The sequence below is a fragment of the Rhizorhabdus sp. GW822-FHT03C02 genome (genome assembly GCF_058801765.1).
This window is the reverse complement of record NZ_JBXANN010000004.1, coordinates 191,550-212,781: the sequence shown is the minus strand read 5'-3', so window position 1 is coordinate 212,781 and position 21,232 is coordinate 191,550. Positions and strand designations below refer to the sequence as shown.

Sequence of the window (21,232 nt, the reverse complement as noted above, 5' to 3'; positions counted from 1 at the left end):
CTATTGCGCCGCGCGGTCGAGGCGCTTGCGGAGGAAGAAGCGCTGCTGGCCGGCCGGGTGATCGTCGAGCGTGCCGAACAGTTCGAAGCCGAGTTTCTCGTAGAAGCCGCGCGCCTGGAATTCATAGGTGTCGAGCCAGATGCCGATGCAGCCATGGCCGCGGGCGATCGCTTCGGCCTGTTCCATCAATGCGGTGCCATGGTGGCCGCCGCGATGCGCCTCGGGCACCGCGAGCAGCTCGACGAACAGCCAGTCATAGACGCATTTTCCCCATAGTCCGCCGACATGGGCGCCGTCCGCGTCGGTCAGCAATATCGCCACCGGGCGGATATGCGGATCGCCCGCGCGGCTGACATTATAGGCGCGCAGCGGCGCCAGGACCGCCTCGCGATCGGCGTCGGACGGGTTTTCGGGGATCTCGATGCGGAGCGTCATCGCGCCTCTCTACGCCGAAACGATCGGTTTTCAACGCGCGACGAGGCTATCGCACAGGCGCGATCGTCAGGTCGGTGATCAGAAACTCGCCGGTCGAACAGATGATCCGGACCACCGGCTCGGCCGCTTTCAAGGGGAAGCTCCTGGCTTCGCTTCCGAGATTCACCGAGACCGTGCTCCCGTCATAGGACAGGGTGAAGGGCTGGACGGTGCCCGGCTTGGTCATCATCGACAAGGGCAGGACCTCGTCCTCCTTGCCGCCGACATTATAGCTCAGCATCTGGATGGCGGCTGCGCCCGTCGGCGTCTTCTTGGCATTGACCGCCAGCGCAGAGAGCGAGAAGCCGGCATAGGCACCGGGCGACTGGCCCGGCGCGGAGGACGGCGCGACCTGGATGCGCACGATCGGCGTATAGGTCTTGCTGCCGGCCAGCGTCATCAGCCGGACGTTGCCGGACACCGTGAACGCGCCGTCACCGGCGGGCAGGGTCAATTCGGAGAAATGATCGGCCGCGGTGTCGCAATCATAGGTGACGCCTTTCGCGGCCGCCATCGCGGGAATCGCGAGCAGCGCGGATCCGGCGGCACAGAGTCGTAGAATGAAGTTCATCGTCACATCCCCTGCCCCGCGCCAAGGCGCTATCTTCCGGCCAATGCGCATGACCGGCCGGCGGTTGCAAGCCACCAGTCGAAGGCCGCCAAGCCCGTAAGTCCGCCGCAACCGCCCCTTGTGCCGACAAGCTTTGCGGCTTAATTGCGATTCATTCTCAACAAGGAGCGACCATGTCACAGCCCAACGCCTATCAGGTCGCCGACTGGAACGGGTCGAGCGGCGAGCGCTGGGTCGCCAACCAGGTGCGGCTCGACGCGATGCTCGCGGGGTTCGGCGAGGCGGCGATCGGTGCGGCAGCGCCGGTCGCTGGCGAGCGGGTGCTCGACATCGGCTGCGGCGCGGGCGCGACCAGCCGGGCGCTGGCGCAGGCGGTCGGGGCGCAAGGCGATGTGCTCGGGCTCGACATCTCGGAGCCGCTGGTCGCGCGGGCGCGCGAGGCCGGCGCGGTGCCGCAGCTCCGGTTCGAGGTCGCCGATGCCGGCCGCGCGGCGCTGCCCGAGGCGTCGTACGACCTGCTGTTCTCGCGCTTCGGGGTGATGTTCTTCGAGGATCCGACCGCGGCGTTCGCGCATATGCGACGCGCGCTCAGGCCCAGCGGGCGGATCGCCTTCGTGTGCTGGCGCGGCGCCGCCGAGAATGACTGGGGACGGCTGCCGCTGGCGGCGATCGCCGGGATCGTGCCGCCGCCCGCCCCACCCGCGCCCGAGGCGCCGGGCCCTTTCTCATTCGGCGACCGCGACCGGGTGACGCGCATCCTCGCCGGTGCGGGCTTCGCCGATATCCGGATCGACGCGCTCGACCGGTCGATCCCGTTCGGCCAGGGCGCGACCCGCGCCGAGGCGATCGACGATGCGCTCGAGATGGCGTTCGAGGTCGGCCCGCTGTCGCGTGCGCTGGCCGACCAGCCCGACGATATCCGCGCCCGCGCGGCAACCGCGGTCCGCGCCGCCTACGCGACCAGGCCCGGCGACAAGGCGGTGATGATCGACGGCGCGGCGTGGATCGTCACCGCCCGCGCCTGATGCCATCCCCGCATCATTCGCGGACCAGCGGCGCGTGGCGGTCGACCAGGATCGCGCTGGCCGCGTTGAGGCCGACGATCTCGACCGACAGGCCGTGGCGGCGCATCTTCGCGACGACATCGTCGAGCGCGCCGACCGCGGTGATGTCCCACAGATGCGCCGCGGTCAGGTCGATCCGCACCCGCGACGCGCCGTCGCGCAGGTCGAAACGGTCGGCGAACATGTCGGCGCTGGCGAAGAATATCTGGCCCGAGGCGGTGTAGACGCGGGTGTCGGTCGCAGGATCATAGGCGACCGCGACGTCCATCAGCCGCATCACCTTGAACGCGAAGAAGACCCCGCTCAGCAACACCCCGACCGCGACCCCGGCGGCGAGGTCGTGGGTGACGACGGTGACCGCGACGGTCGCCAGCATGACGACCCCCGACATTTTGGGATGGCGTGCGAGATCGGTCAGCGACCCCCAGGAGAAGGTGCTGACCGATACCATGATCATGATCGCGACCAGCGCGGCGACCGGCACCTGCGCCACCCAGGGGCGCAGCGGCACCATCACCACCAGCAGGAAGACGCCGGCGACCAGGGTCGACAGCCGGCCGCGGCCGCCATAGCGGACATTGCCGACGGTCTGGCCGATCATCCCGCAGCCGGCGATGCCGCCGAACAGCCCCGCCGCGAGGTTGGCCAGCCCGAGCCCGGTGCATTCGCGCGCCTTCACGCTGGTGGTCTCGGTGAGATCGTCGACGACGCTGGCGGTCATCATCGATTCGAGCAGCCCGACCGCCGCCATCGCCAGCGCATAGGGGGCGACAATCGTCAGCGTCTGCCAGTTGGCCGGCACCTGCGGCCAGGTCGGCACGGGCAGCGCGTCGGGCAGCCGGCCGAGATCGGCGACGACATGGAGCGGCATCGGAAAGGCGATGCCGATCGCGGTCAGCACGACGATGCAGATCAAGGGCGACGGGATCGCGGTGGTCAGCCGCGGCACCAGATAGATGATCGCCAGACCGAGCCCGATCATCGCATAGCTTTGCCAGCTCACCCCGATCATCTGCGGCAACTGCGCCGAGAAGATCAGGATCGCGAGCGCGTTGACGAAGCCGGTGCGCACCGAGCGCGAGACGAAGCGCATCAGCACGTCGAGCTTCAACAGCCCGAAGACGATCTGGAACAGCCCGGCGAGCAGCGTCGCGGCGAGCAGATAGGGGAGGCCATGGCCATGGACCAGCGCGGCCGCGACCAGCGCGACCGATCCCGCCGCGCCCGATATCATCGCCGGCCGCCCGCCGGCGATCGCGATGACGATGCCGATCACGAACGAGGCGAACAGCCCGACCTCGGGATCGATCCCGGCGACGAAGGAGAAGGCGATCACCTCGGGGATCAGCGCGAAGGTGCCGACCATGCCGGCGAGGATCTCGCGGCGGGCGCCGGATGCGCCGTCGAACCAGGAGGCGCGGTAACGGGAAAGACTGTTCATCGGGTGCGATCCGCAGAAATTGTCCACCCTGCATCGCGCGGCGATGCGGTGCTGTCGAAGGGCGGTGCGGTTGTCCGGCGGATCGGCGGCCGGAAGAGCCACCCGGAATTGCACCGGGTCCAGAGCGAATGGCGCCTGCTAACGCGGATCATGCCGCGGCGCAACGCGCGAACGCGAAACGGGCCGGAAGCGCATGCGCTTCCGGCCCGTTCGAAACCTCAAATCCTCCCCGCGCTACGCGCAGGGAGGATTTGAAACATCAGAAGCTGTAGCGGGCCGACGCCGACACCGTCCGACCGGTGATGGCGCGTGCGAGCACGACGTTGCTCGCCGGGATGCTGCCCTGGGTGATCTCGGTCAGGCCGAGGGTGTTGAACAGGTTGTTGGTGTTGACCGACAGCTGCACCCGGTCGAACGGCCGATACTGGACGAAGGCGTTGACCGTCGCATAGCCGGGCATCTTGAGCTTGTTGATGTCCTGGGCATAGCTGCTGGTCACCCCGGTGACGTTCGCGCCGATCGTGAAGCGCTCGATCTCGAACTGCGGGGTCACCGAATAGAGCAGCTTGGGCTGATGGCGGGGCACGTTGCCGTTCAGGGTCAGGTCGGTCGCGTCATGCTTGATCTCGGCCTTGGTATAGGTGGCGCCCGCGGCGATGCGGAATGGCCCCATGCTGTAGCTGCCCTCGAACTCGGCGCCGGTCGCGCCATATTCGCGGACGATGTTGACGAGCTGGGTGGTGCCGGTGTTCGAGGTGTTGACTTGGACATTCTGCTCGCGGCTGTTCGCCCAGAAGCCGGTCAGGTTCAGCGCGAGCGTGCCCTGCCGGTACTTCACGCCGATTTCGGCCTGCTTGACCGGATCATAGCCCTTCGATCCGACCAGATCGCCGGTGGTGTAGGACACGGTCGGCGAGAACAGCAGCCGGTCGGCGCCGGCGCGGGCGCCCTTCGAATAGCGGCCAAAGGCGGCGAAGCCCTCGGAGAATCGATAGTTCACGCCCGCCGAATAGGACAGATAATGATAATTATAGTGGACCGGCGCCGGGTTGGTCTGCGGCAGGAAGGCGACCCGGCGCTCGGCGAGCGAGATCACCCCATCGCCGTTGATGTCGAAGCTGGTGATGCCGGCGCGACCGCCGCCGAGCTCGCCGCCGTTGATGGTGCCCCGCGCGCGGCCGATGTCGTAGCGCAGCGAACCGCCGACGGTCAGCTTGCCGACATGATAGTTGATCGAGCCGTAAGGCGCATCGATCGTGTAGGCGACGTCATAGTCGCGGCGGAAGGTCGGCGCGGTCGCGTTGGTCGAGAAGGAGAAGATGCCGCCCTGGGTCTGCTTGCGGCCGAGCGCATCGGTGATGTCGAGCAGCGAGATATTGCCGCCGCCGACGACGTCGTTGAACCCCGACTGGAAGAACAGGTCCATCTCGATTTCCTGGCGCGCATGATAGCTGCCCGCGGTCGTCGTCAGCGTGCCGCCGCCCACATCCCAGGTCCGGGTCGCGCGGACGTCGTTCGTCAGATTGTCGAGGCTGTGGACATTGGCGTTGATGAACAGATTCTGCATCATCAGGCCGTTGCCGTTGAGGGTGGACGGCGTGGTGATCGTCTTGCCGGCATTGGGACCGGTCGCATAGCTCAGCGTCGCGCCTGGCCCGGCATAGGCGTTCATCAGCGCGCTCGCCGGCGCCACCGCCAGCGGCAGGGTGTTGAGCAGGTCGGTCGAGTTCGACGAATAGCGCGCCTTCTCGCTGATCGTCCAGCCGGCGACCTCGAACTGGGCCTCGATGCCGACCGCCTTCGACTTCACATGGGTGCCGGTGCGGGCGTCGAGGGTGGTGGGGCTGTTGCCGGCGTCGAGACCGGTCAGCTTGTTGATGTTGCGCGACAGCAGCGAATCCGTCTTGATGTCGTAATTGGCGACATTGCTGAAATTGGGATTGGCGTCGGACCCGGTCACGCGCAGCGCGGTCGGCTCGTAATTGGGCGCGCGATCGTCGAGATATTTGCCCGACAGGCGGATGAAGCCGCCGGTGAAGCTCTTGGTGATGTTGAACTTCACCTGCCCGCCCTTGTAGGCATCGTAGCCGGCGTCGCGCGGGCCTTCGCCCTGGCGGTAGAAGCCGCCGACATGGAAACGCAGCGTATCGGACAGCTTGGCGCCATAATCGGCGTCGATCCGGTGCGACCCATAATCGAGCCCGGTCGAGGCCTCGACCGCGCCGCCTTCGACCTCGCCGGTCTTCGAGATCAGGTTGATCACGCCGCCCGGCGAATTCGACGCGAAGGTCGAGGCCGAACCGCCGCGGATCGTCTGGACCTGCGAGACATTGAGATCGACCCGGGTGAACATGTCGGGCCCGAGCAGGTTGATGTCGCCGAATTCGAGCACCGGCAGCCCGTCTTCCTGCAGCTGCAGATATTTGGAGCCCGACGCCGCCAGCGGCAGGCCGCGGATGGTGTAGCTGCCGTCAACCTCGCCGCTCGCGGCCTCGACCCGGATGCCGGGGATGGTGCGCAGCACCTCGGCGAGCGAGCGCGCGCCGAGCTTGGTGATTTCGGTGTCGTCGAGCGCACTGGCGGAAATCGCGCTGTCGAGCAGGTCGCGCCCCTTGGCGACGCCGGTGGTGAAGGCCTTGGCCGCGGGGGCCGCAGTCTTGCTCTGTCCGGCCGGTTCGGCGCCGGTCTTTTCGGCGGCCCAGCCGGGCTGCGCCAGCAGGACGGGCATCACGCCGAGGAGAAGATGCTTGCGGATATTCGATACCATGTACGCGACCCCATACTCGTTACTCACGGGAGCTGCGTTAAAGCCGGTTCGTTAAAATCCACTTTAGTCTAACGAGAGATCGTTTGCATGACGGCGGCGGGACGTCCCGCGCCGGGACGAAGGCGCCGCCGCCGGTCAGCTTTTGGCGGCGGTCGCGCTCAGCTCCTCGAGGTCGAGATCGCGTTCGAGATTGTGGAGGGTGTCGTCGCTGATGTCCTGCGCGCGGTGGAGCCGTACCAGTTCGGTGCGGCCGGCGGCGACCGCGGCGATGACGATGTCGAAATGGGCGACGATCCGGTCGGTGAACGAATCCTCGTTGCCGACATAGGCATCGGTCTGCTCGGCGCGGCGCTTGTAGGATTCGAGCAGGCGGGGATGGAGCACCGCACCGTCGGGCCCATGTGCGAGCTGCGAGACGGTCGCATGCTGAGCGCGCGCCATCGCCGCCTCGGCCGCGCCCAGGCTGAGCCGCGCCGGCGGATCGCGATCGACCAGCTTCGCGGCGCGGATCACCAGGCCCAGCGTCGTCCCCTGGATCAGCACCGTCATCAGGATCACCGCGAAGGCGGTGACCAGCATCAGGTCGCGGCCGGGCATCGCCTCGGGCAAGGTCAGCGCGATCGCCAGCGTGACCACCCCGCGCATCCCCGCCCAGCTCAGCACGGTGGCGGCGCGCGGGCCCAGCGGGCGTTCGGCGGTCAGCCCGGTGCGGGCGAGCAGCGCGACGACCGCGTCGCTGCCGAAGACCCAGGCGAAGCGCGCGACGATCACCGCCAGCACCGCACCGGCCACCGGCACCGTCATCGTCGCGACCACGGTCTCGAACCCGCCGACCCGTTCGAGCACCCCGCGCAGCGAGAAGCCGATCAGCACGAACACCATCGCCTCGAACAGGAACACCATCACATGCCAGAAGGCGGTGCCGCGGATGCGCACGCTCGCGCTGAGGATGACATGCTGGTACCAGCCATAGACGAGACCGGCGGCGACGGTCGCGATCACCCCCGAGACATGCACCGCCTCGCCCGCCAGATAGGCGGTCCAGCACAGGATGATCGACGCCGCGACCATCAGCGTGTCGTCGCGCAGCCGCGGCAGCAGCACCACCCACAGCCCGCCGATCGCGCCGCCGACGGCGATGCCGCCGAGCGCGAGCAGCGCGAAGCTGCCCGCGGCCTCGCCCGCATCGAAGGCGCCGGTCAGGGTGGCGGCGACCGCGAAGCGGAACAGCACGAGGCCGCTGGCGTCGTTGAGCAGGCTCTCGCCCTCGAGCAGGGTCGTCAGCCGCCGTGGCAGCCTGACCCGCTGCAGCACCGCGCGCGCCGATACCGCGTCGGGCGGCGAGACGATCGCGCCGAGCGCGAAACAGGCCGCCCAGGGCAGCGACGGCAGCAGCCAATGGACCGCGACCCCGACCACCAGGGTAGTGAACAGCACCGCCCCGACCGCGAGCGACAATATCCCGGCGATATGCCGCCGGAACGCGGCGATCGCGGTGAAATAGGCGCCGTCCATCAGCAGCGGCGGCAGGAACAGCACCAGCACCAGTTCGGGGTCGAGCTCGACCGCGGGCAGCCCCGGCACGAAGGCGAGCGCCCCGCCCCCGACCAGCAGCGCCACCGCCGGCGGCACCCCGGCGCGCGCGGCCAGCCAGTGCAGCGCGAGGATCGCCAGCAGCAGGCCGATGACGAGTTCGAGTGTTTCTACTGGGTGCACGGCGCGTCCTTGTTCGATAGCCCGGGTCGGCAGGCCGTCACGATGGATCGCCTGTCGCTTCGGCGATCGCAACCTGATTGCGGCCGGATTTTTTCGCCAGGTACAGCGCTGCATCCGCCCGCTTCATCGCGTCGCCGACCGGATGCAGCATCGCGCATCCCAGGCTGACGCTGACCGCGACCCGCTCGTTTGCGCCCAGTACGACCGGATGATCGCCGATCGCCGACCGGACGCGTTCGCAGATGCCGAGAAGCTCGCCGATCGCGATCTCCGGCAGCAGCATGATGAATTCGTCGCCACCGAGCCGTGCCAACAGATCGGACGGGCGCAGCGCCGCGCGGGCGCGATCGACGACGGCCTTGAGGACGATGTCGCCAGCGACATGGCCCGCACTGTCGTTGATATGCTTGAAATGGTCGATGTCGAGCATGACCAGCCACGCCGGACCATGATCGGGCTGCGCGTCGAGCGCGCGCATGAACGCCCGGCGGTTGGGCAGGCCTGTCAGCGCGTCGGTGCTGGCGTCGCGGGCGAGCCTTTCCTGTGCGGCCTTGCGCGCTTCGACGTTACGCACCACCAGCACCAGGCCCGCGGGCTGTCCACGCGCGTCGGTGTAGCTGCGCATATGCGTCTCGCGCCACTCGATCGCCCCGCTGCTGGTGCGGGCGCGATATTCGAGGATGATCGCCTCGGAAGGGGCCGCCAACGAGCGGTCGCGCGCGTCGAGGAAACGGTCGAGATCGTCGGGATAGACGAAATCGCGGGCATTGCGTCCGACGACCTGCTCGGGCACGAAACCTGCCAGTTCGCGGACTGCCGCCGAGACGAACTGGACATTGCCGTCGGGGGTTATCCGGATGACGGTATCGCCGACATGGTCGGCGAGCAGCCGATAGCTCATCTCGCTTTCCTGCAGGCGCAGGTGCAGTTGCTCGCGCCGGCGCAGCTCGGCGGCGATCGGCAGGATGATCAGGACGATCGTGGCGATGTAGAATTGCAGGAACTGCGCGCGCAGGCCGAGCGATCCTTCGATCATGTTGATCGGCCCGAGCCCGCGGGCGCTCAGCAGGCCGGCGACCACCGACAGCAGCAGGATCGCCGCCGCCGCCGCGATCCGGCCCAGCCAGAAGGTCGCGACGATGATCGGCAGCAGCGGCAGGAACAGCAACGGCAGCCGGTTCTGCGCGAAGACCCCGACACAGAGCAGCGCGACGGCCAGCATCATCACCAGATATTTGACGCCGCGGACCGATCGCACGGTGGTCTTCCAGCTGGTCTCGCCGCGGAGCATGAGCAGGACCGGCGCGAAGCTGACCATGCCGAGCCCATGCGCGGTCGACCAGATCCACCAGTCGGACCAGAAAGGATGGCCGGTCCGCAGGCTGATCGCGGCGGCGGCGACCAGTCCGCACAGCGCCGGCGAGATCAGCCCCGCGCACAGCACGAACAGCAGGACGCTGCGCATCGTATCGAGCGCCAGCAATCGCTGGCCGGCCCGGCGCAGCAGAAAGGCCGTGAACCCCGCTTCGCCGACGACCGCGACCACCAGCGGGACCGCCGAAACGGTGCCCAGCCCGAACAGACTGCTGGCCGCGATCGACGCGACCGCGCACAGCAGCAGCTGCGACAGCCAGTCGCGCGACGGATAGAGGCTCAGCCGCGCCACCAGCGGGGCGTTGGCCAGCCAGATGAAGGCGGCGCCGCCCTCGAAACGGGTCAGTGTCACGCTCGCGCTGCACAGACCGAAATAGATCAGCGCGAAACACAGGCTGCCCGGCAATGTCGGGCGCCTGTCGTAGGGCGGCTGCATGGTCAATTCGGGTCGGACTTTCGGCGGCGAAACATGGAAGATCGCGCCACCATATTCGCCATGGGCGATATCGCAAAGGATTGCCGCGGGGCACGGCGCGCCGCACGACGGTTTTCGACCATGCGCACGACCCATTTCGACCTGTAACCCTGAACATGTTTCAGGGGCCACCGTGCGACAGGGGCCTGTCCCCGAGCGGAAGAGCGGATCCTGAAGCACGTTCAGGATGACGGTGGTGAGGTCGGCGCGCGCCGCTTCCCCCTCCCCTTCACCCTACCGCCAGAACCTCTTCGCATCGACCAGCCCGTCATGCGCCTCGGCCGCGGCCTGGAGCAGCTTCTTGCGGCGCGCCTTGCCGAGCAGCAGCCCGGCGTCGGGATCGTCGGCGAGGCCGAGCCGGTCGAGCATCTGCGGCGCGGTGGCGAGATCGTTGAGCAGGCCGAGCTGGTCCTGCAGTTCGGCGAGCGCGTCGACGAAGGCGCGGTGGCGGCGGCGTTCGCGCTTCTCGCCGAACAGGCCGGCGAAGAACTCGGCGGCGTAGCGCAGCTTCTTGGCGGCCTTGCGGACCTCGTGCCGCTCCTCGTCGTCAAGCTCGGCAAGATGGCGCCCGCGCTTCTTGACCCGGCGGCGGCTGGTGTCGAGCGCCTTGGCGGCGAAGGCGCGCGCCGAGCGATCGCGATCATCGGCAAGATCGGGATCATCCAGCCATTCGCCGGCATCGATCCATTCGGCGAGATCGATCATCAGCGCGCGGATGCGCGGCGTGGCCAACGCCGCCTCGACCGCGGCATAGGCGCCGTCGCGCGCCCGCACGAGCCGGTCGTGGAGCCGCCCGGGCGGCGCGCGGTCGAGCATGACGTCGATGTCGCGGGCGTCGCCGAGGATCGCGGTCAGCCAGCGCAGCTCGCCCCCCAGCCGGTCGAAGGCGGCGCCCTCGAGGAACGGCTTGTGGATCGCGATCGCCGAGCGCAGCCGCCGTAGCGCGACCCGCGCCTGGTGGAGCGCGCTCGCCTCGCGCCGGTCGAGCAGGATATCCTCGTTGAGCCGGTAATGGCGCAGGCACGACTGGGCGATCCGCCGAAAGGCGTCGCCCGCGGTCATGTCGTCGCTGAGCCGCACGCCCTGGGCCTTTTCGAGCAGGGGCGGCGGCCCGAGCAGCCGATAGCCGCGATCGGCCTTGCTCAATATGCCGAGCCGCACCGGCGCGATCGCATCGATCGTTCGCGCCAGCGTGAACAGCGCGACCGGCGATCCGCCCGTCAGCTCGAACTCGATCTCGCAGATCGGGGTGGTGCGGTCGCCCGCGGTCACCGCGCCGCGATCGAGCGCGACCTCGATCGCCCCGCCCTCCGCGGGCAGCATCCAGATCCGACGTTCGACCGCGACGGAAAAAGCCGGGCCGATCGCATCGGCCGTCTCGCCGAGCAGCGCGCGGATCGGGGTGCCGTCGTCGAGGACCGGCATGTCGCCGTCGACCGGCCGTTCCCATTCGGGCCGCGCGAACAGCCCGGCGGCGCGGCCGCCATCGGCCTTGACCGTCTGGATGCGCGCGCCGCCCGCCTCGCGGATGCGAAGCGAGAAGCCGGCGGCGTCGAGCGCGCCATCGGGGGTATCGAAATAGGTCGATCGCAGCGCCTTGATCGCGGGTTCGCCCGCGAACGGTGCCGCCGCCTCGATCGCATCGGCGGCGTCCGCGGTCAGGACGAGCTTGAGTTCGATTTCGTCCGCCATCGTCTCTCCGCTCGCAGCACCCTGCCCCCGATGTCGCCCCCTTGTCCGGCCTTATGCCATTGATTCCCCGTAACGACCAAATCGGCCGCTCATTTGCCGATGGCGGGCAGTTCCGCGGTCGGCAGTTCGGCGCCCATCAGCCCGGCCAGGGTCGGCGCGATCCGCCGCATGTCGATCTCGCCGAGATCGCCCTTGAGCTTCACATCGCGGCCCATCACCATGAACGCCGACCGCATCTCGGGCAGGCTCGGGGCATAGCCGTGCATGCCCTTGGATTTGGACGGCGTCGTCATCGCCGCCGCCGGATCGCGGCCGGTCTCGAAGCCGGGGCGGAAGGCGACCGCGAAATCGCCGCTGCCGCCGCGCCGCGCGACCTCGGCCGCGTCGATCACCTCGGCGATGCCGAGCGCGGGGTTCGCCTTGAGCTGCGCGAGCAGCCCGGCGACCTTGGTTTTGGTCGCGGCGTCGTCGGGATGCGCCAGCACGACCGTGGCGCTGCCGCCCGCGATCCACGGCATCGCGTCCCAGCCGGTGACCTTGCCGCCCTCGACCCGGATCAGCCCGGCCTGGATGAAGGCGCCGAACAGATTGACGTCGGTGGTGACCGGCGCGAAGCCATGGTCGGAGACCACCGCGACGACCGTCGCCGGATCGGCGGCGAGCGCCGCCGCCTGCAGCCGGCCGACCATCGCGTCGATCGCCTCGAGCGCGGCCTTCGCCTCGGGGGTGTCGGGGCCGAACTCATGTTCGACATGGTCGAGCCCGGCCAGATAGACGGTGGTGAAGCCCGGCTTGCGATCGGCGATCAGCTTCGCCGCGAACGTTGATCGGACGGCATCGCCGGCGACGCTCTCGTCGATCCCCTGCGCATAGGCGCCGAGCTGTTTCTCGAGCCCTTCGACCAGCCCCGGGGTCTCGATCAGCCGCAGCAGTTTGCGGTCGTCGTCATGACCGGTCCGCCAATATTGCGGCAGGTTCAGGTCGACCGCCGCCCCCGCGCTCACCGGCCAATGGACATTGGCGGTTACGAGCCCGGCCTTGTGCGCGGCATCCCACAGGGTCGGCACCCTGATGTCGCTGCTATACCAGTACCAGCCGATCTGGTTGATGCCGGTGGGATCGAAGGTCAGGTTGTTGACGATGCCGTGCTTGCCGGGACTGACCCCGGTGATCAGGGTGGTGTGGCTGGGGTAGGTCAGGGTCGGCAGCACCCCGACCACCGCCTTCGCATAGGCCCCCTGGTCGATGAAGCGGCGCAGCACGGGAACCTTGAGCCCCCGTGCCTGCGCGTCGATCACGTCGGCGGGCCGCAGCCCGTCGATCGAGATCAGCAGCAGCGGCGCCGCCCGCGCGGGCGCCATCGTCGCGCCTGCCAGGACCGAGCCTGCCAGGGCCAGCGCCAGTGCGGGCAGCGCCTTGATCCGCATCAGAAGCTCTTGCGCACGGTGACGAAGAACTGCTGCGGCGAACCGGCGAGCAGGGTCTGGTTGTCACCCGAGTCCCCGAAGCCGTTCGAGCCGATCGTCGACACATATTTCTTGTCGAACAGGTTGCTCGCGCTCGCGCGGACTTCGAGCCCCTCGATCGCGCCACCGTGGAAGGTGTAGCCGATCGAGGCGTCGACCAGCACCCGGTCGGAGACCGACTGGTCGTTGGTGTAGGTGAAGTAGCGCTTGCTCATATAATCGGCGCCGATCCTGGCCGAAAAGGTGCCGTCATCATAGGCGATTTCGCCCTTGAGCATATGTTCGGGGGCGTCGACCACGGTCTTGCCCTTGATCGCCGAACGGATGGTGCCGTTGGCGTTGAAGACATTGTCCTGATAGGTCGAGTGATTGTAGCTGTACGAGGCGAACAGGGTGACCGCGTTCATGATCTTGTACTGCGCCGCAGCCTCGATGCCGTAGGATTCGACCCCGCCGACATTCTGCAGGATCGCCGGATTGCCGACGATGCCGGCGCCGTTGGTGAACGACAGCAGGCGGTTGCTGAACTCGACATAATAGCCCGCCAGCACGCCCGACAGCGCGCCTTCGCGGAAGCGCAGGCCGGCCTCATAGGTGTCCGATGATTCGGGCTTGACCTTGAGCGCGTCGAAACCCGCCTGGGTGGTCGCGAACGGACCGCCGGTCGAGGCGCCGGTGAAGGCGCGGGTCGCCTGGGTGAAATCGGCGAACAGTTCGCCGAAGCCGATCTTGTAGACCGCGCCGACCGACGGCTGGAACCAGTCGGTCGAGGCGATCTTGCCCTGGGCGAGCCCGCCGGTGACGATCGGGTTGGCGTCGATCTTGACCTTGAAGCCCTTGGCGCCCGCGCTCAGCGTCAGGTCGCCGAACTCGATCCGGTCCTCGACGAAATATTGCAGCGTGTCGGTCTTGAACTTGAACTCCCACTGGGTCGCGAACGGGTTCTTCGGGAATTTCAGATGGTCGCTGGCGTCGACGGTCGCCGGATCGACGCTGTAGAAGCGGCGCGCCTGGTGGAAGTCATTGGTCTCCCACCAGCCGCCGACGGTCAGCTTGTTGTCGCCCTTCTCATAATCGACCGAGCCGAAGGCGCCGCCGCGGCGGATGTCATATTCGGTGGTGCGCTGCGATATCTGCGACCCGTTCGGGCTCGGCACATAAGGCGTCCACCACAGGCCCATGCCATGGTTGCTGTGGTAATAGCCGGTCAGATGGCCGGTCAGCCCCTCGGCGAGCGGGGCGTCGAGGCGGACGCTGCCGAGATAATCCTGCCGGAGGCCGGCGGCGTCATAATAGACGTCGTCGACGGTGCCATAGGGCGCCGGATAGACGGTGCCCGCCAGCGGGTTGGTCGCGACCGCGCCGGTGTCGCCGCGGTTGGCGCCGACTTGGGCGATCCGCAGCGCGAGCGCGAAATTGTCGCCGATATTGTCGTTGCGCAGGCCGAGCCGCTTGATCATGTCGAGCGACAGATCCTGATAGTCGGTCTCGCGGCGGTCGGAAAAGTCGAAGCTGCCGGTCAGGGTCGCTTCGCCGACCGGGACCACCGCCTTGGCGTTGACGACATGCTGCTTCTGCTCGCCGACGCCCTTCCACTTGTCCATGTTGAGATAGCCATAGCTCAGATAGCCGCGCACCCCGCCGCCGAGATCGCCGCTGTCGACCCGGGCGAAGCCGCGGATCGTGTCATTGTCGCCATAGGTGCCCTCGACATCGAGCGCGAACTCGCTCGACGGATCGCGCGACACGAATTCGAGGGTGCCGCCGAGATTGTTGGTCGAGGCGGTCGAGATCGAGCCGGCGCCCTGGCTCACCTCGGTCCGCGCGATATTCTCGGAGCTGATCGCGCGGCTGATGTGGAGGCCGTTGACGTTGCCATAGCTGAAATCGCCGAGCGGCACGCCGTCGAGGGTGAAGCCGAGCTGGTTCTGGTTGAAGCCGCGGATCGAGACGCGCTGCGACCATTCATAATTGCCGAACGCGTCGGCCGACTGGAAATTGACGCCGGGCAGCTTGGCGATCGCCTTCAGCGGGCTGGTGCCGGGTACCTGAACGCGCAGATCCTGCTGGCTGACCTCCTGGACCTGGCGGGTCTGGCCGGTACCGAACACGACGATCTCGTCATCGCCCGCGCCCGCATCGTCGCCGGCCGCGGCCGGCGTGCCGATGGGTGCCGCGGCGACGTCATCGGCGGCAAAGGCGGGCGTGGCGAAGGACAATATGGCTGCGGTCATCAGCAGCGTGGCGCGAACGGTCATGATCATGATCCCTTTGACAAGCCGGCCGTATTTTTGCGTCGGCCATGCTGCGGCGCGGTAGGATCATTCAGCGTCACTTTTGTGCCGCGTGCGTTACAACTCTGCTTCATGCGACGAGACGTTGGCGGAAATCGCCGTCGATACGCACGCAGCCGGCCCTCTCTCCCCTTGCGGGAGAGAGATGGAGAGAGGGGTACGACGGCGCAGCCGTCGCCTTGCTGTCGCCTCGAAGACCCGCCCCCCACGGAACGCATCCTCCCCCGGATCGTAATGCCCCGGCACGACCGCTCCCCGGCCGATATGCTCATCCGGAACCCCGACATGCCCCTTGCCCCGACACCCGTCGCCACCGCCGGCCCGCTGATGCCGCTGCACGTCATCCTGGCCGCCTTCCCGATCGCCTGCTTCACCGGCGCCTTCGTCACCGACATCGTCTATGTCCGCAGCTACGAGATGCAGTGGGCCAATTTCTCGGTCTGGCTGATCACCGCCGGGCTGGTGATGGGCGCGCTCGCGGCATTGGCAGGGATCATCGATTTCGTCGCGCGGCGGCGCACGCGCAGACGGCGCCCCGGCTGGCTGCACAGCCTGGGCAATGCGCTGGTGATGCTGCTGTCGCTGTGGAACGTCTTCGTCCACAGCCGCGACGCCTATATGTCGGTGTGGCCGACCGGGCTGATCCTGTCCGGCATCGTCGCGCTGCTCGTCCTCGTCACCAGTTGGATCGGCACGTCCCTCACCTGGCGCCAGCCGACGGAGATCGCCCGATGAGCCGCGCCCTCACGCTCAGCGTCGCCGCCACTGCGGCGCTTGCCCTCGCCGGCTGCGGCCCGAAACCGGTCGACCCGGCCACCCAGCTCGGCGCCCAGGCGCAGTTGCCGGCGCAGCATCAATATCTGCTGCCGCCGATGAAGGTGGCCAGCGTCGGCAGCTGGGGCAAGGCCGTCCCGACGGTCGCCGCCGGCCTCAAGGTCGCGGCGCTCGCGACCGGCTTCGAACATCCGCGCACGGTCTATGTGCTGCCCAATGGCGACGTGCTGGTGGTCGAGGCCAATGGCCCCAAGGCGCCGGTGTTCCGGCCCAAGGAGATCGTCATGGGCTGGGTCCAGGCGCTCGGCGGATCGAAGGCCAAGGGCGGCAACCGCATCACCCTGCTGCGCGACGCCGATGGTGACGGCAAGGCCGAGCTACGCACGGTGCTGCTCGACAATCTCAACTCGCCGTTCGGGGTCGCGCTGGTCGGCGGCGACCTCTATGTCGCCGACACAGACGCGATCATGCGCTTCCCCTATGTCACCGGCCAGACCCGGATCACCGCACCGGGCGTGAAGCTCACCGACCTGCCCGGCGGCCCGATCAACCATCACTGGACCAAAAGCCTGCTCGCCAGCCGCGACGGCACCAAGCTCTACGTCGGGGTCGGATCGAACAGCAACATCACCGAAAACGGCATCGGCGCCGAGATGAACCGCGCGGCGATCCTCGAGGTCGATCGCGCGACCGGCGCCTCGCGGGTCTTCGCCAGCGGCCTGCGCAACCCCAATGGGCTGCAATGGGAGCCGACCGGCGGCGCGCTGTGGACCGTCGTCAACGAACGCGACGAGATCGGCCCCGACCTCGTGCCCGATTATATGACCTCGGTACGCGACGGCGGCTTCTATGGCTGGCCGTACAGCTATTATGGCCAGCACATCGATCCGCGGGTGATGCCGCAGCGCCCCGACCTCGTCGCGCGTGCGATCGTCCCCGATTATGCGCTGAGTTCGCATGTCGCACCGCTCGGGATGGCGTTCGCGACGGGCAATACGCTGACCCCAGCCTGGCAGAGCGGCGCTTTCGTCGGCGAGCATGGCAGCTGGGATCGCAGCCCGCTCAACGGCTACAAGGTGATCTACGTGCCGTTCCGCGGCGGCAAGCCGGCGGGCAAGCCGGTCGATGTCGTCACCGGCTTTCTCGACGCCGACGATCATGCCCGCGGCCGCCCGGTCGGCCTCGCGATCGACGCCAAGGGTGCGCTGCTGATCGCCGACGACCTGGGTAACACGGTGTGGCGCGTAACGGCGAAATAAGCGCAACAGGCCCTCTCTCCCCTTGTGGGAGAGAGTTGGAGAGAGGGGTACGACGGCAACGCCGTCGCCTTGCGTGCGGCCAGTTCACCCCACCAGCCACAGCCACATCAGCCGGCCGGGCAGGAACGCCGCCAGCCCCGGCACCACCAGCGCGCCCAGATAGAAGCTCACCATCATCCGCTTGTGCTGGTCGATCCGCCCGGCGCGCGCCGCCGCGACCGCGCGGACCGCGGTGACGATCACCACCGGCACGAAGATGTGCAGCCAACTGAAGCCGCCGCCGTTGAGCTCGCGGATGAAGATCGCCGACAGCGCGGTGACCAGCATCAGCGCCATCCAGATCCGGCCGAGCATCCGATGGACCGCGCCCCCCTTGCGGCGGAGCATCACCACCAGCCCCATCGGCACCGCGGGCAGCACCGCGAGCAGGTGGACGATCACCGCGACCTGCTTCACCACCGCCGCATCGGGCGCGACGCCCGCCGCCCAGCGGCCGATCGCGACCGCGCTGGCGGCGGTGACGAGTCCGCCGCCGGCGATCATCGCGGCGCGCAGCAGCGGCGAAGGGTCGCCTGCCCGGCCCTGGATCATGCTGGAATCGAAGCTCGTCGCCATCATCTGCTCCCGAAGTCTGGAATATCGATGGCCCCCTGATGCCCGCCGCCCGTTTGCCGGCAACCGCCTCTGCGTGGCCGGAACCCATGCGTTCGCGGGCGGTGCCGGCTGCTCCGTTCACGAAGCGCGAACGGGTCGCTTGCATCGCGCGCGGGCTTGCGCGAGTGATCGCGCGATGGCGCGGCTCCGGGATTTCCTCATCGATCTGTCGATCATGGCGTTCATCGCGCTGGTGCTCGCGCTGATGGGACCGTTCGGCATGTTCGCGGTGCCGCTGCCGATCCGGATCCTCTACTGGCTGGTGGTCGGCGCCGGCGGTTATCTGCTCTACCGCCCGGCGATGGTGGCGGCGACGCGCGCCGCTATTCGGCTCGACCTGCCGATCCCGGGGCTATGGGCGGCAACCTGTCTGCTCGCCGGCATTCCGATGACCGCGATCCTGTGGTTCGCCAACGGCCTGATCGGCCGCAGCGACCCGCCCGCGTTCGCCGCCCTGTTCGAACTCTATGCGAATATCCTGATCGTCGCCGGCGTGGTGTGCATCGTCTTCTGGTTCGCGAGCGCGAAGCAGCGCGCCACGCTGGCGGCGGGCGAACCGGCCGAAACACCGGTCCTGGCCGCGCCGCAGCCGCCGGCCTCAGCACCGCCGGTCGCCGAGCCTCGCGCGCCCGCCGCCCCGTTCCTCGACCGGCTGCCGCCGCATCTCGGCACCGACCTGCTCGCGCTCGAGATGGAGGATCATTATGTCCGTGCCTATACCGGCCAGGGATCGGCGCTGATCCTGCTGCGGCTGCGCGACGCGATCGCCGAGCTCGGCGCCGTCGACGGCGCCCAGGTCCACCGCAGCTGGTGGGTAGCGCGCGACGCGATCGAAACGGTCGGCCGCGATGGCCGCAACATCCGCCTCGAACTGCGCGGCGGCCTGATCGCGCCGGTCGCGCGCAACGCGGTGCCCGATCTCAAGGCGCGGGGGTGGATCTGATCGGCGGAGATTTCAGCAAGCCTGTAAATGCCGCCGGTTCGATGCTATATACCAATCATATATTCAATATATTGTACGGATCTCACACCGCTTTACGTCAAAGACATGGAGGTCGACCGGATGGCCGAACGCCTCGCCACGCTACAGCGGATCAACAAAATGGAAGCGGTACGGCGCGCGCTTCGCGATGCACTCGAACGCGAGCAAGACTGCCCGTCGCTGGTCGGTCGCGAATTGGCCTTCACCCGCGCTCTGCGCGCCCGAGCCGATCTGGCGGCGGCAAGACCGGCCGACAAGATGTTCATCGACTCGCTGTACGGCGAACCCTGATATTCGTACCGAAATGTTCGTAGATGCTTCGAATCTGACCGCCACCGATTCCACGCTCCCCCGTAAACAAGAGGGGTTAAAGGAGCTCACAACCACATGCTCATCACTCTACTTGTCGCAACTATTGTCCCGGCGTTGCCGCTCGGCGACATCGATTGGGCCAAACCTGGGGATTATCCGCGAAAGGCGTTAGCCGATCGCCGCGGCGGATTTACGACCTTCAACCTAACCGTGTCGCCCACCGGATCGGCAATGAAGTGCGATATCGCTGAATCGAGCGGGTCCGAAGATCTCGACGTAAAGACCTGTGCGCTGGCCATGAAGAGAGGACGGTTTGATCCCGCCCGAAATGCCGCCGGGAATGCCCAGACTGCCGTCTATACCAACCGCGTAATGTGGTGGACGGGCACCGAGACGCTTCGCAAGCCACCACCTCTCGAAATCCAACTGACCGTCAATCGACTTCCATCCGGACTCCAGTCTCCTGCAAAGGTACTCGTTGCTTTTGAGGTGGGTCTCGATGGAACTGTCTCCAACTGTACACCCGTGCTTCCGCGCAAGCGGCCCATGACCAAAATCGAAGTTCTGGAACAGCAACGCGCAAACGATCTTCTCGGAGCGCTAGCCTGTGCCCAAGTGGGTTCGAGTGGTGCTCTTGCGGTAGCACGCGGCGTCGCCGGAGAGGCCATCGCTTCGATTCAAACGAAGGAGGTTGCATTCATCGCCCCCACATCGACGCCATAGCCACAATGCGCATTGCACGATTTGCTCGGTCAATGAATGGGGTAGCGTCGGGGCTGCCATCACTTCTGATTTAGCAACCGCTCACACCCATCAACAGATTGGCGCGGCTATACCTTTTCCCAATGTTCCCGCTTTTGGTGGACCCGGCCTCGCGGGCGCCGATACACCCTCAGTTGCGAACCGTTCTTAGCGACGTTCGCTGTTGGTGGCGCAGCATCCCGCTGTGCCTGCGGGGATTTCGGCATGGCACAGCGGAGCATCACCGCCATCCACCATCACGAGCGCCGGGCGCTCGCGCTGCTGCGCGGCGGCACGCCCGACCGGAGCCTGCCGGCCGAGGTCGTTCCCCTGTTCGCCACGCTGCGGACCGCGCTCGCCGCGCATCCGATCGAGCTCCGCCAGCCGGGCACACGCTGGGTCGGCGAAGAGGAGATGCTGGTGCTGAGCTGGCTGGCGATGGCGCAGCGCAGCCGCGGCGGGCTGCCGACCGGGCTGGCGACCACGCTGGTCGAGGCGCTCCATCGCTGCGCGGCGGTCCTCGCCGACGCGAAGATCGCACTCCCGTTCCGCACGGTCGCGCGCGGCGCCGGCCGCGCCGGTCCGGCGACCGACACCTCGGAGTCCAACGAACCCCAGGCGGCGATCGTCTGGCCGACCGACCGGCCGGCGGCGATGCGCGCCCGCGCCCGCACGGTCCTCCAGCAGCGCGGGATCGCGAGCACCAGCGACTTCGTCGCTTCGGGGGTGTCGCGGCAGTGCGTGAGCAATTTGTGCAAGGCCGGCTATATCGAGCGCGTCCATGTCGGCTGGTACCGCGCGCGGACCACGCCGGCGCCACAGGCGGCGGGCGGCGGATCGCGCGGCTGATCCGCCCGATCAGCGGGTGCGGCGCGAAGCCGGCCTCTCGTCCCACAGCGTGCCGACCGCCGGATAGAAGAGACTCAGCGCGACGATCCCGACGATCAGCACCAGGATCGTCGCGGCGAGATGATCGTCGAGCAGCGCCGCGAGCCCCAGTTCGGCGAAACCGAGCAGCGCGAGGAAGCCGGCCGCGGCGATCGCCTGGCGGATGCGCCGCGCGCGCCTCATTCGCCGATCCTGCCGGGCAGCGCGACGATGGAAGGGTGCGACATCATGATCCCTTTCGGACCGACATTCGCCATGAGGGGTCGGCGCGCGCATCCAGCCCTGCGC

The 21,232-nt window shown here is 67.8% G+C and carries 18 protein-coding genes and 1 other annotated feature; of the genes, 7 read left to right on the top strand and 11 right to left on the bottom strand.

Annotated features, from left to right (window positions below; genetic code table 11):
• Both AC1RM6_RS13385 and AC1RM6_RS13380 read right to left on the bottom strand, forming a co-directional pair.
• On the bottom strand, positions 1–435 hold the full coding sequence (locus AC1RM6_RS13385) for a GNAT family N-acetyltransferase (protein WP_493101940.1): 435 nt from the start codon (positions 433–435) through the stop codon (positions 1–3).
• A 46-nt stretch (positions 436–481) separates the two neighbouring features.
• Positions 482–1,045 (bottom strand): hypothetical protein, encoded by a 564-nt coding sequence (locus tag AC1RM6_RS13380; RefSeq protein ID WP_493101938.1) that lies wholly within the window; start codon positions 1,043–1,045, stop codon positions 482–484.
• Between the two features lie 173 nt (positions 1,046–1,218).
• On the opposite strand from AC1RM6_RS13380, the gene AC1RM6_RS13375 reads away from it, so the two are divergent.
• Positions 1,219–2,070 carry a class I SAM-dependent methyltransferase gene (locus AC1RM6_RS13375; protein WP_493101936.1) on the top strand — a complete coding sequence of 284 codons (852 nt, stop codon included), beginning with the start codon at positions 1,219–1,221 and terminating at the stop codon, positions 2,068–2,070.
• 13 nt (positions 2,071–2,083) lie between these two features.
• Here AC1RM6_RS13375 and AC1RM6_RS13370 read toward each other — a convergent pair whose 3' ends face one another.
• The 7 genes from AC1RM6_RS13370 to AC1RM6_RS13340 form a co-directional block, all read right to left on the bottom strand.
• On the bottom strand, positions 2,084–3,550 hold the full coding sequence (locus tag AC1RM6_RS13370; RefSeq protein WP_493101934.1) for a SulP family inorganic anion transporter: 1,467 nt from the start codon (positions 3,548–3,550) through the stop codon (positions 2,084–2,086).
• A gap of 68 nt (positions 3,551–3,618) precedes the next feature.
• Positions 3,619–3,674, bottom strand: a sequence feature (sul1 is cis-regulatory element that is thought to sense ions involved in sulfur or methionine metabolism; They are found in Alphaproteobacteria).
• A 135-nt stretch (positions 3,675–3,809) separates the two neighbouring features.
• Positions 3,810–6,317, bottom strand: coding sequence for a TonB-dependent receptor domain-containing protein (locus AC1RM6_RS13365; RefSeq protein ID WP_493101933.1), 2,508 nt, complete (start codon positions 6,315–6,317; stop codon positions 3,810–3,812).
• 135 nt (positions 6,318–6,452) lie between these two features.
• On the bottom strand, positions 6,453–8,033 hold the full coding sequence (locus AC1RM6_RS13360) for a Na+/H+ antiporter (RefSeq protein WP_493101931.1): 1,581 nt from the start codon (positions 8,031–8,033) through the stop codon (positions 6,453–6,455).
• Between the two features lie 37 nt (positions 8,034–8,070).
• A complete protein-coding gene (locus AC1RM6_RS13355; protein WP_493101929.1) occupies positions 8,071–9,843 on the bottom strand; it encodes a sensor domain-containing diguanylate cyclase in 1,773 nt (590 codons plus the stop codon).
• 273 nt (positions 9,844–10,116) lie between these two features.
• Positions 10,117–11,574, bottom strand: coding sequence for a CYTH and CHAD domain-containing protein (locus AC1RM6_RS13350; protein WP_493101927.1), 1,458 nt, complete (start codon positions 11,572–11,574; stop codon positions 10,117–10,119).
• Between the two features lie 89 nt (positions 11,575–11,663).
• A complete protein-coding gene (locus tag AC1RM6_RS13345; RefSeq protein ID WP_493101925.1) occupies positions 11,664–13,001 on the bottom strand; it encodes an alkaline phosphatase family protein in 1,338 nt (445 codons plus the stop codon).
• Positions 13,001–15,298 (bottom strand): TonB-dependent receptor, encoded by a 2,298-nt coding sequence (locus tag AC1RM6_RS13340; protein ID WP_493101924.1) that lies wholly within the window; start codon positions 15,296–15,298, stop codon positions 13,001–13,003. The genes AC1RM6_RS13345 and AC1RM6_RS13340 overlap by 1 nt, the downstream gene beginning before the upstream one ends.
• Before the next feature lie 321 nt (positions 15,299–15,619).
• On the opposite strand from AC1RM6_RS13340, the gene AC1RM6_RS13335 reads away from it, so the two are divergent.
• A complete protein-coding gene (locus AC1RM6_RS13335; RefSeq protein WP_493101922.1) occupies positions 15,620–16,069 on the top strand; it encodes a DUF2231 domain-containing protein in 450 nt (149 codons plus the stop codon).
• Positions 16,066–17,367 (top strand): PQQ-dependent sugar dehydrogenase, encoded by a 1,302-nt coding sequence (locus AC1RM6_RS13330; protein WP_493101921.1) that lies wholly within the window; start codon positions 16,066–16,068, stop codon positions 17,365–17,367. The genes AC1RM6_RS13335 and AC1RM6_RS13330 overlap by 4 nt, the downstream gene beginning before the upstream one ends.
• Positions 17,368–17,451: 84 nt before the next feature.
• Here AC1RM6_RS13330 and AC1RM6_RS13325 read toward each other — a convergent pair whose 3' ends face one another.
• The gene (locus tag AC1RM6_RS13325; protein WP_493101919.1) at positions 17,452–17,982 is read right to left on the bottom strand and encodes a DUF2306 domain-containing protein; all 531 of its coding nucleotides are present in this window, start codon (positions 17,980–17,982) and stop codon (positions 17,452–17,454) included.
• Between the two features lie 175 nt (positions 17,983–18,157).
• On the opposite strand from AC1RM6_RS13325, the gene AC1RM6_RS13320 reads away from it, so the two are divergent.
• The 4 genes from AC1RM6_RS13320 (at position 18,158) to AC1RM6_RS13305 (ending at position 20,905) form a co-directional block, all read left to right on the top strand.
• Positions 18,158–18,964 carry a LytTR family DNA-binding domain-containing protein gene (locus AC1RM6_RS13320; protein WP_493101917.1) on the top strand — a complete coding sequence of 269 codons (807 nt, stop codon included), beginning with the start codon at positions 18,158–18,160 and terminating at the stop codon, positions 18,962–18,964.
• A gap of 27 nt (positions 18,965–18,991) precedes the next feature.
• Positions 18,992–19,294, top strand: a complete 303-nt coding sequence (locus AC1RM6_RS13315; RefSeq protein ID WP_493101915.1) for a type II toxin-antitoxin system VapB family antitoxin — start codon at positions 18,992–18,994, stop codon at positions 19,292–19,294.
• Between the two features lie 96 nt (positions 19,295–19,390).
• Positions 19,391–20,038, top strand: a complete 648-nt coding sequence (locus tag AC1RM6_RS13310) for a TonB family protein (RefSeq protein ID WP_493101914.1) — start codon at positions 19,391–19,393, stop codon at positions 20,036–20,038.
• Between the two features lie 243 nt (positions 20,039–20,281).
• A complete protein-coding gene (locus AC1RM6_RS13305) occupies positions 20,282–20,905 on the top strand; it encodes a type IV toxin-antitoxin system AbiEi family antitoxin domain-containing protein (protein ID WP_493101913.1) in 624 nt (207 codons plus the stop codon).
• Between the two features lie 9 nt (positions 20,906–20,914).
• Here the strand turns inward: AC1RM6_RS13305 and AC1RM6_RS13300 are convergent, their stop codons facing one another.
• A complete protein-coding gene (locus AC1RM6_RS13300; RefSeq protein ID WP_493101911.1) occupies positions 20,915–21,127 on the bottom strand; it encodes a hypothetical protein in 213 nt (70 codons plus the stop codon).
• Positions 21,128–21,232 lie beyond the last annotated feature (105 nt).

Bases quoted from the DNA above. Each gene is read 5' to 3' on its own strand.
- AC1RM6_RS13325 (WP_493101919.1), bottom strand. From the start codon at position 17,982: ATGGCGACGAGCTTCGATTCCAGCATGATCCAGGGCCGGGCAGGCGAC.
- AC1RM6_RS13320 (WP_493101917.1), top strand. From the start codon at position 18,158: ATGGCGCGGCTCCGGGATTTCCTCATCGATCTGTCGATCATGGCGTTC.
- AC1RM6_RS13335 (WP_493101922.1), top strand. From the start codon at position 15,620: ATGCCCCTTGCCCCGACACCCGTCGCCACCGCCGGCCCGCTGATGCCG.
- AC1RM6_RS13315 (WP_493101915.1), top strand. From the start codon at position 18,992: ATGCCGCCGGTTCGATGCTATATACCAATCATATATTCAATATATTGT.
- AC1RM6_RS13350 (WP_493101927.1), bottom strand. From the start codon at position 11,574: ATGGCGGACGAAATCGAACTCAAGCTCGTCCTGACCGCGGACGCCGCC.
- AC1RM6_RS13330 (WP_493101921.1), top strand. From the start codon at position 16,066: ATGAGCCGCGCCCTCACGCTCAGCGTCGCCGCCACTGCGGCGCTTGCC.
- AC1RM6_RS13300 (WP_493101911.1), bottom strand. From the start codon at position 21,127: ATGAGGCGCGCGCGGCGCATCCGCCAGGCGATCGCCGCGGCCGGCTTC.
- AC1RM6_RS13305 (WP_493101913.1), top strand. From the start codon at position 20,282: ATGGCACAGCGGAGCATCACCGCCATCCACCATCACGAGCGCCGGGCG.
- AC1RM6_RS13370 (WP_493101934.1), bottom strand. From the start codon at position 3,550: ATGAACAGTCTTTCCCGTTACCGCGCCTCCTGGTTCGACGGCGCATCC.
- AC1RM6_RS13310 (WP_493101914.1), top strand. From the start codon at position 19,391: ATGCTCATCACTCTACTTGTCGCAACTATTGTCCCGGCGTTGCCGCTC.
- AC1RM6_RS13345 (WP_493101925.1), bottom strand. From the start codon at position 13,001: ATGCGGATCAAGGCGCTGCCCGCACTGGCGCTGGCCCTGGCAGGCTCG.
- AC1RM6_RS13375 (WP_493101936.1), top strand. From the start codon at position 1,219: ATGTCACAGCCCAACGCCTATCAGGTCGCCGACTGGAACGGGTCGAGC.
- AC1RM6_RS13355 (WP_493101929.1), bottom strand. From the start codon at position 9,843: ATGCAGCCGCCCTACGACAGGCGCCCGACATTGCCGGGCAGCCTGTGT.
- AC1RM6_RS13380 (WP_493101938.1), bottom strand. From the start codon at position 1,045: ATGAACTTCATTCTACGACTCTGTGCCGCCGGATCCGCGCTGCTCGCG.
- AC1RM6_RS13385 (WP_493101940.1), bottom strand. From the start codon at position 435: ATGACGCTCCGCATCGAGATCCCCGAAAACCCGTCCGACGCCGATCGC.
- AC1RM6_RS13340 (WP_493101924.1), bottom strand. From the start codon at position 15,298: ATGACCGTTCGCGCCACGCTGCTGATGACCGCAGCCATATTGTCCTTC.
- AC1RM6_RS13365 (WP_493101933.1), bottom strand. From the start codon at position 6,317: ATGGTATCGAATATCCGCAAGCATCTTCTCCTCGGCGTGATGCCCGTC.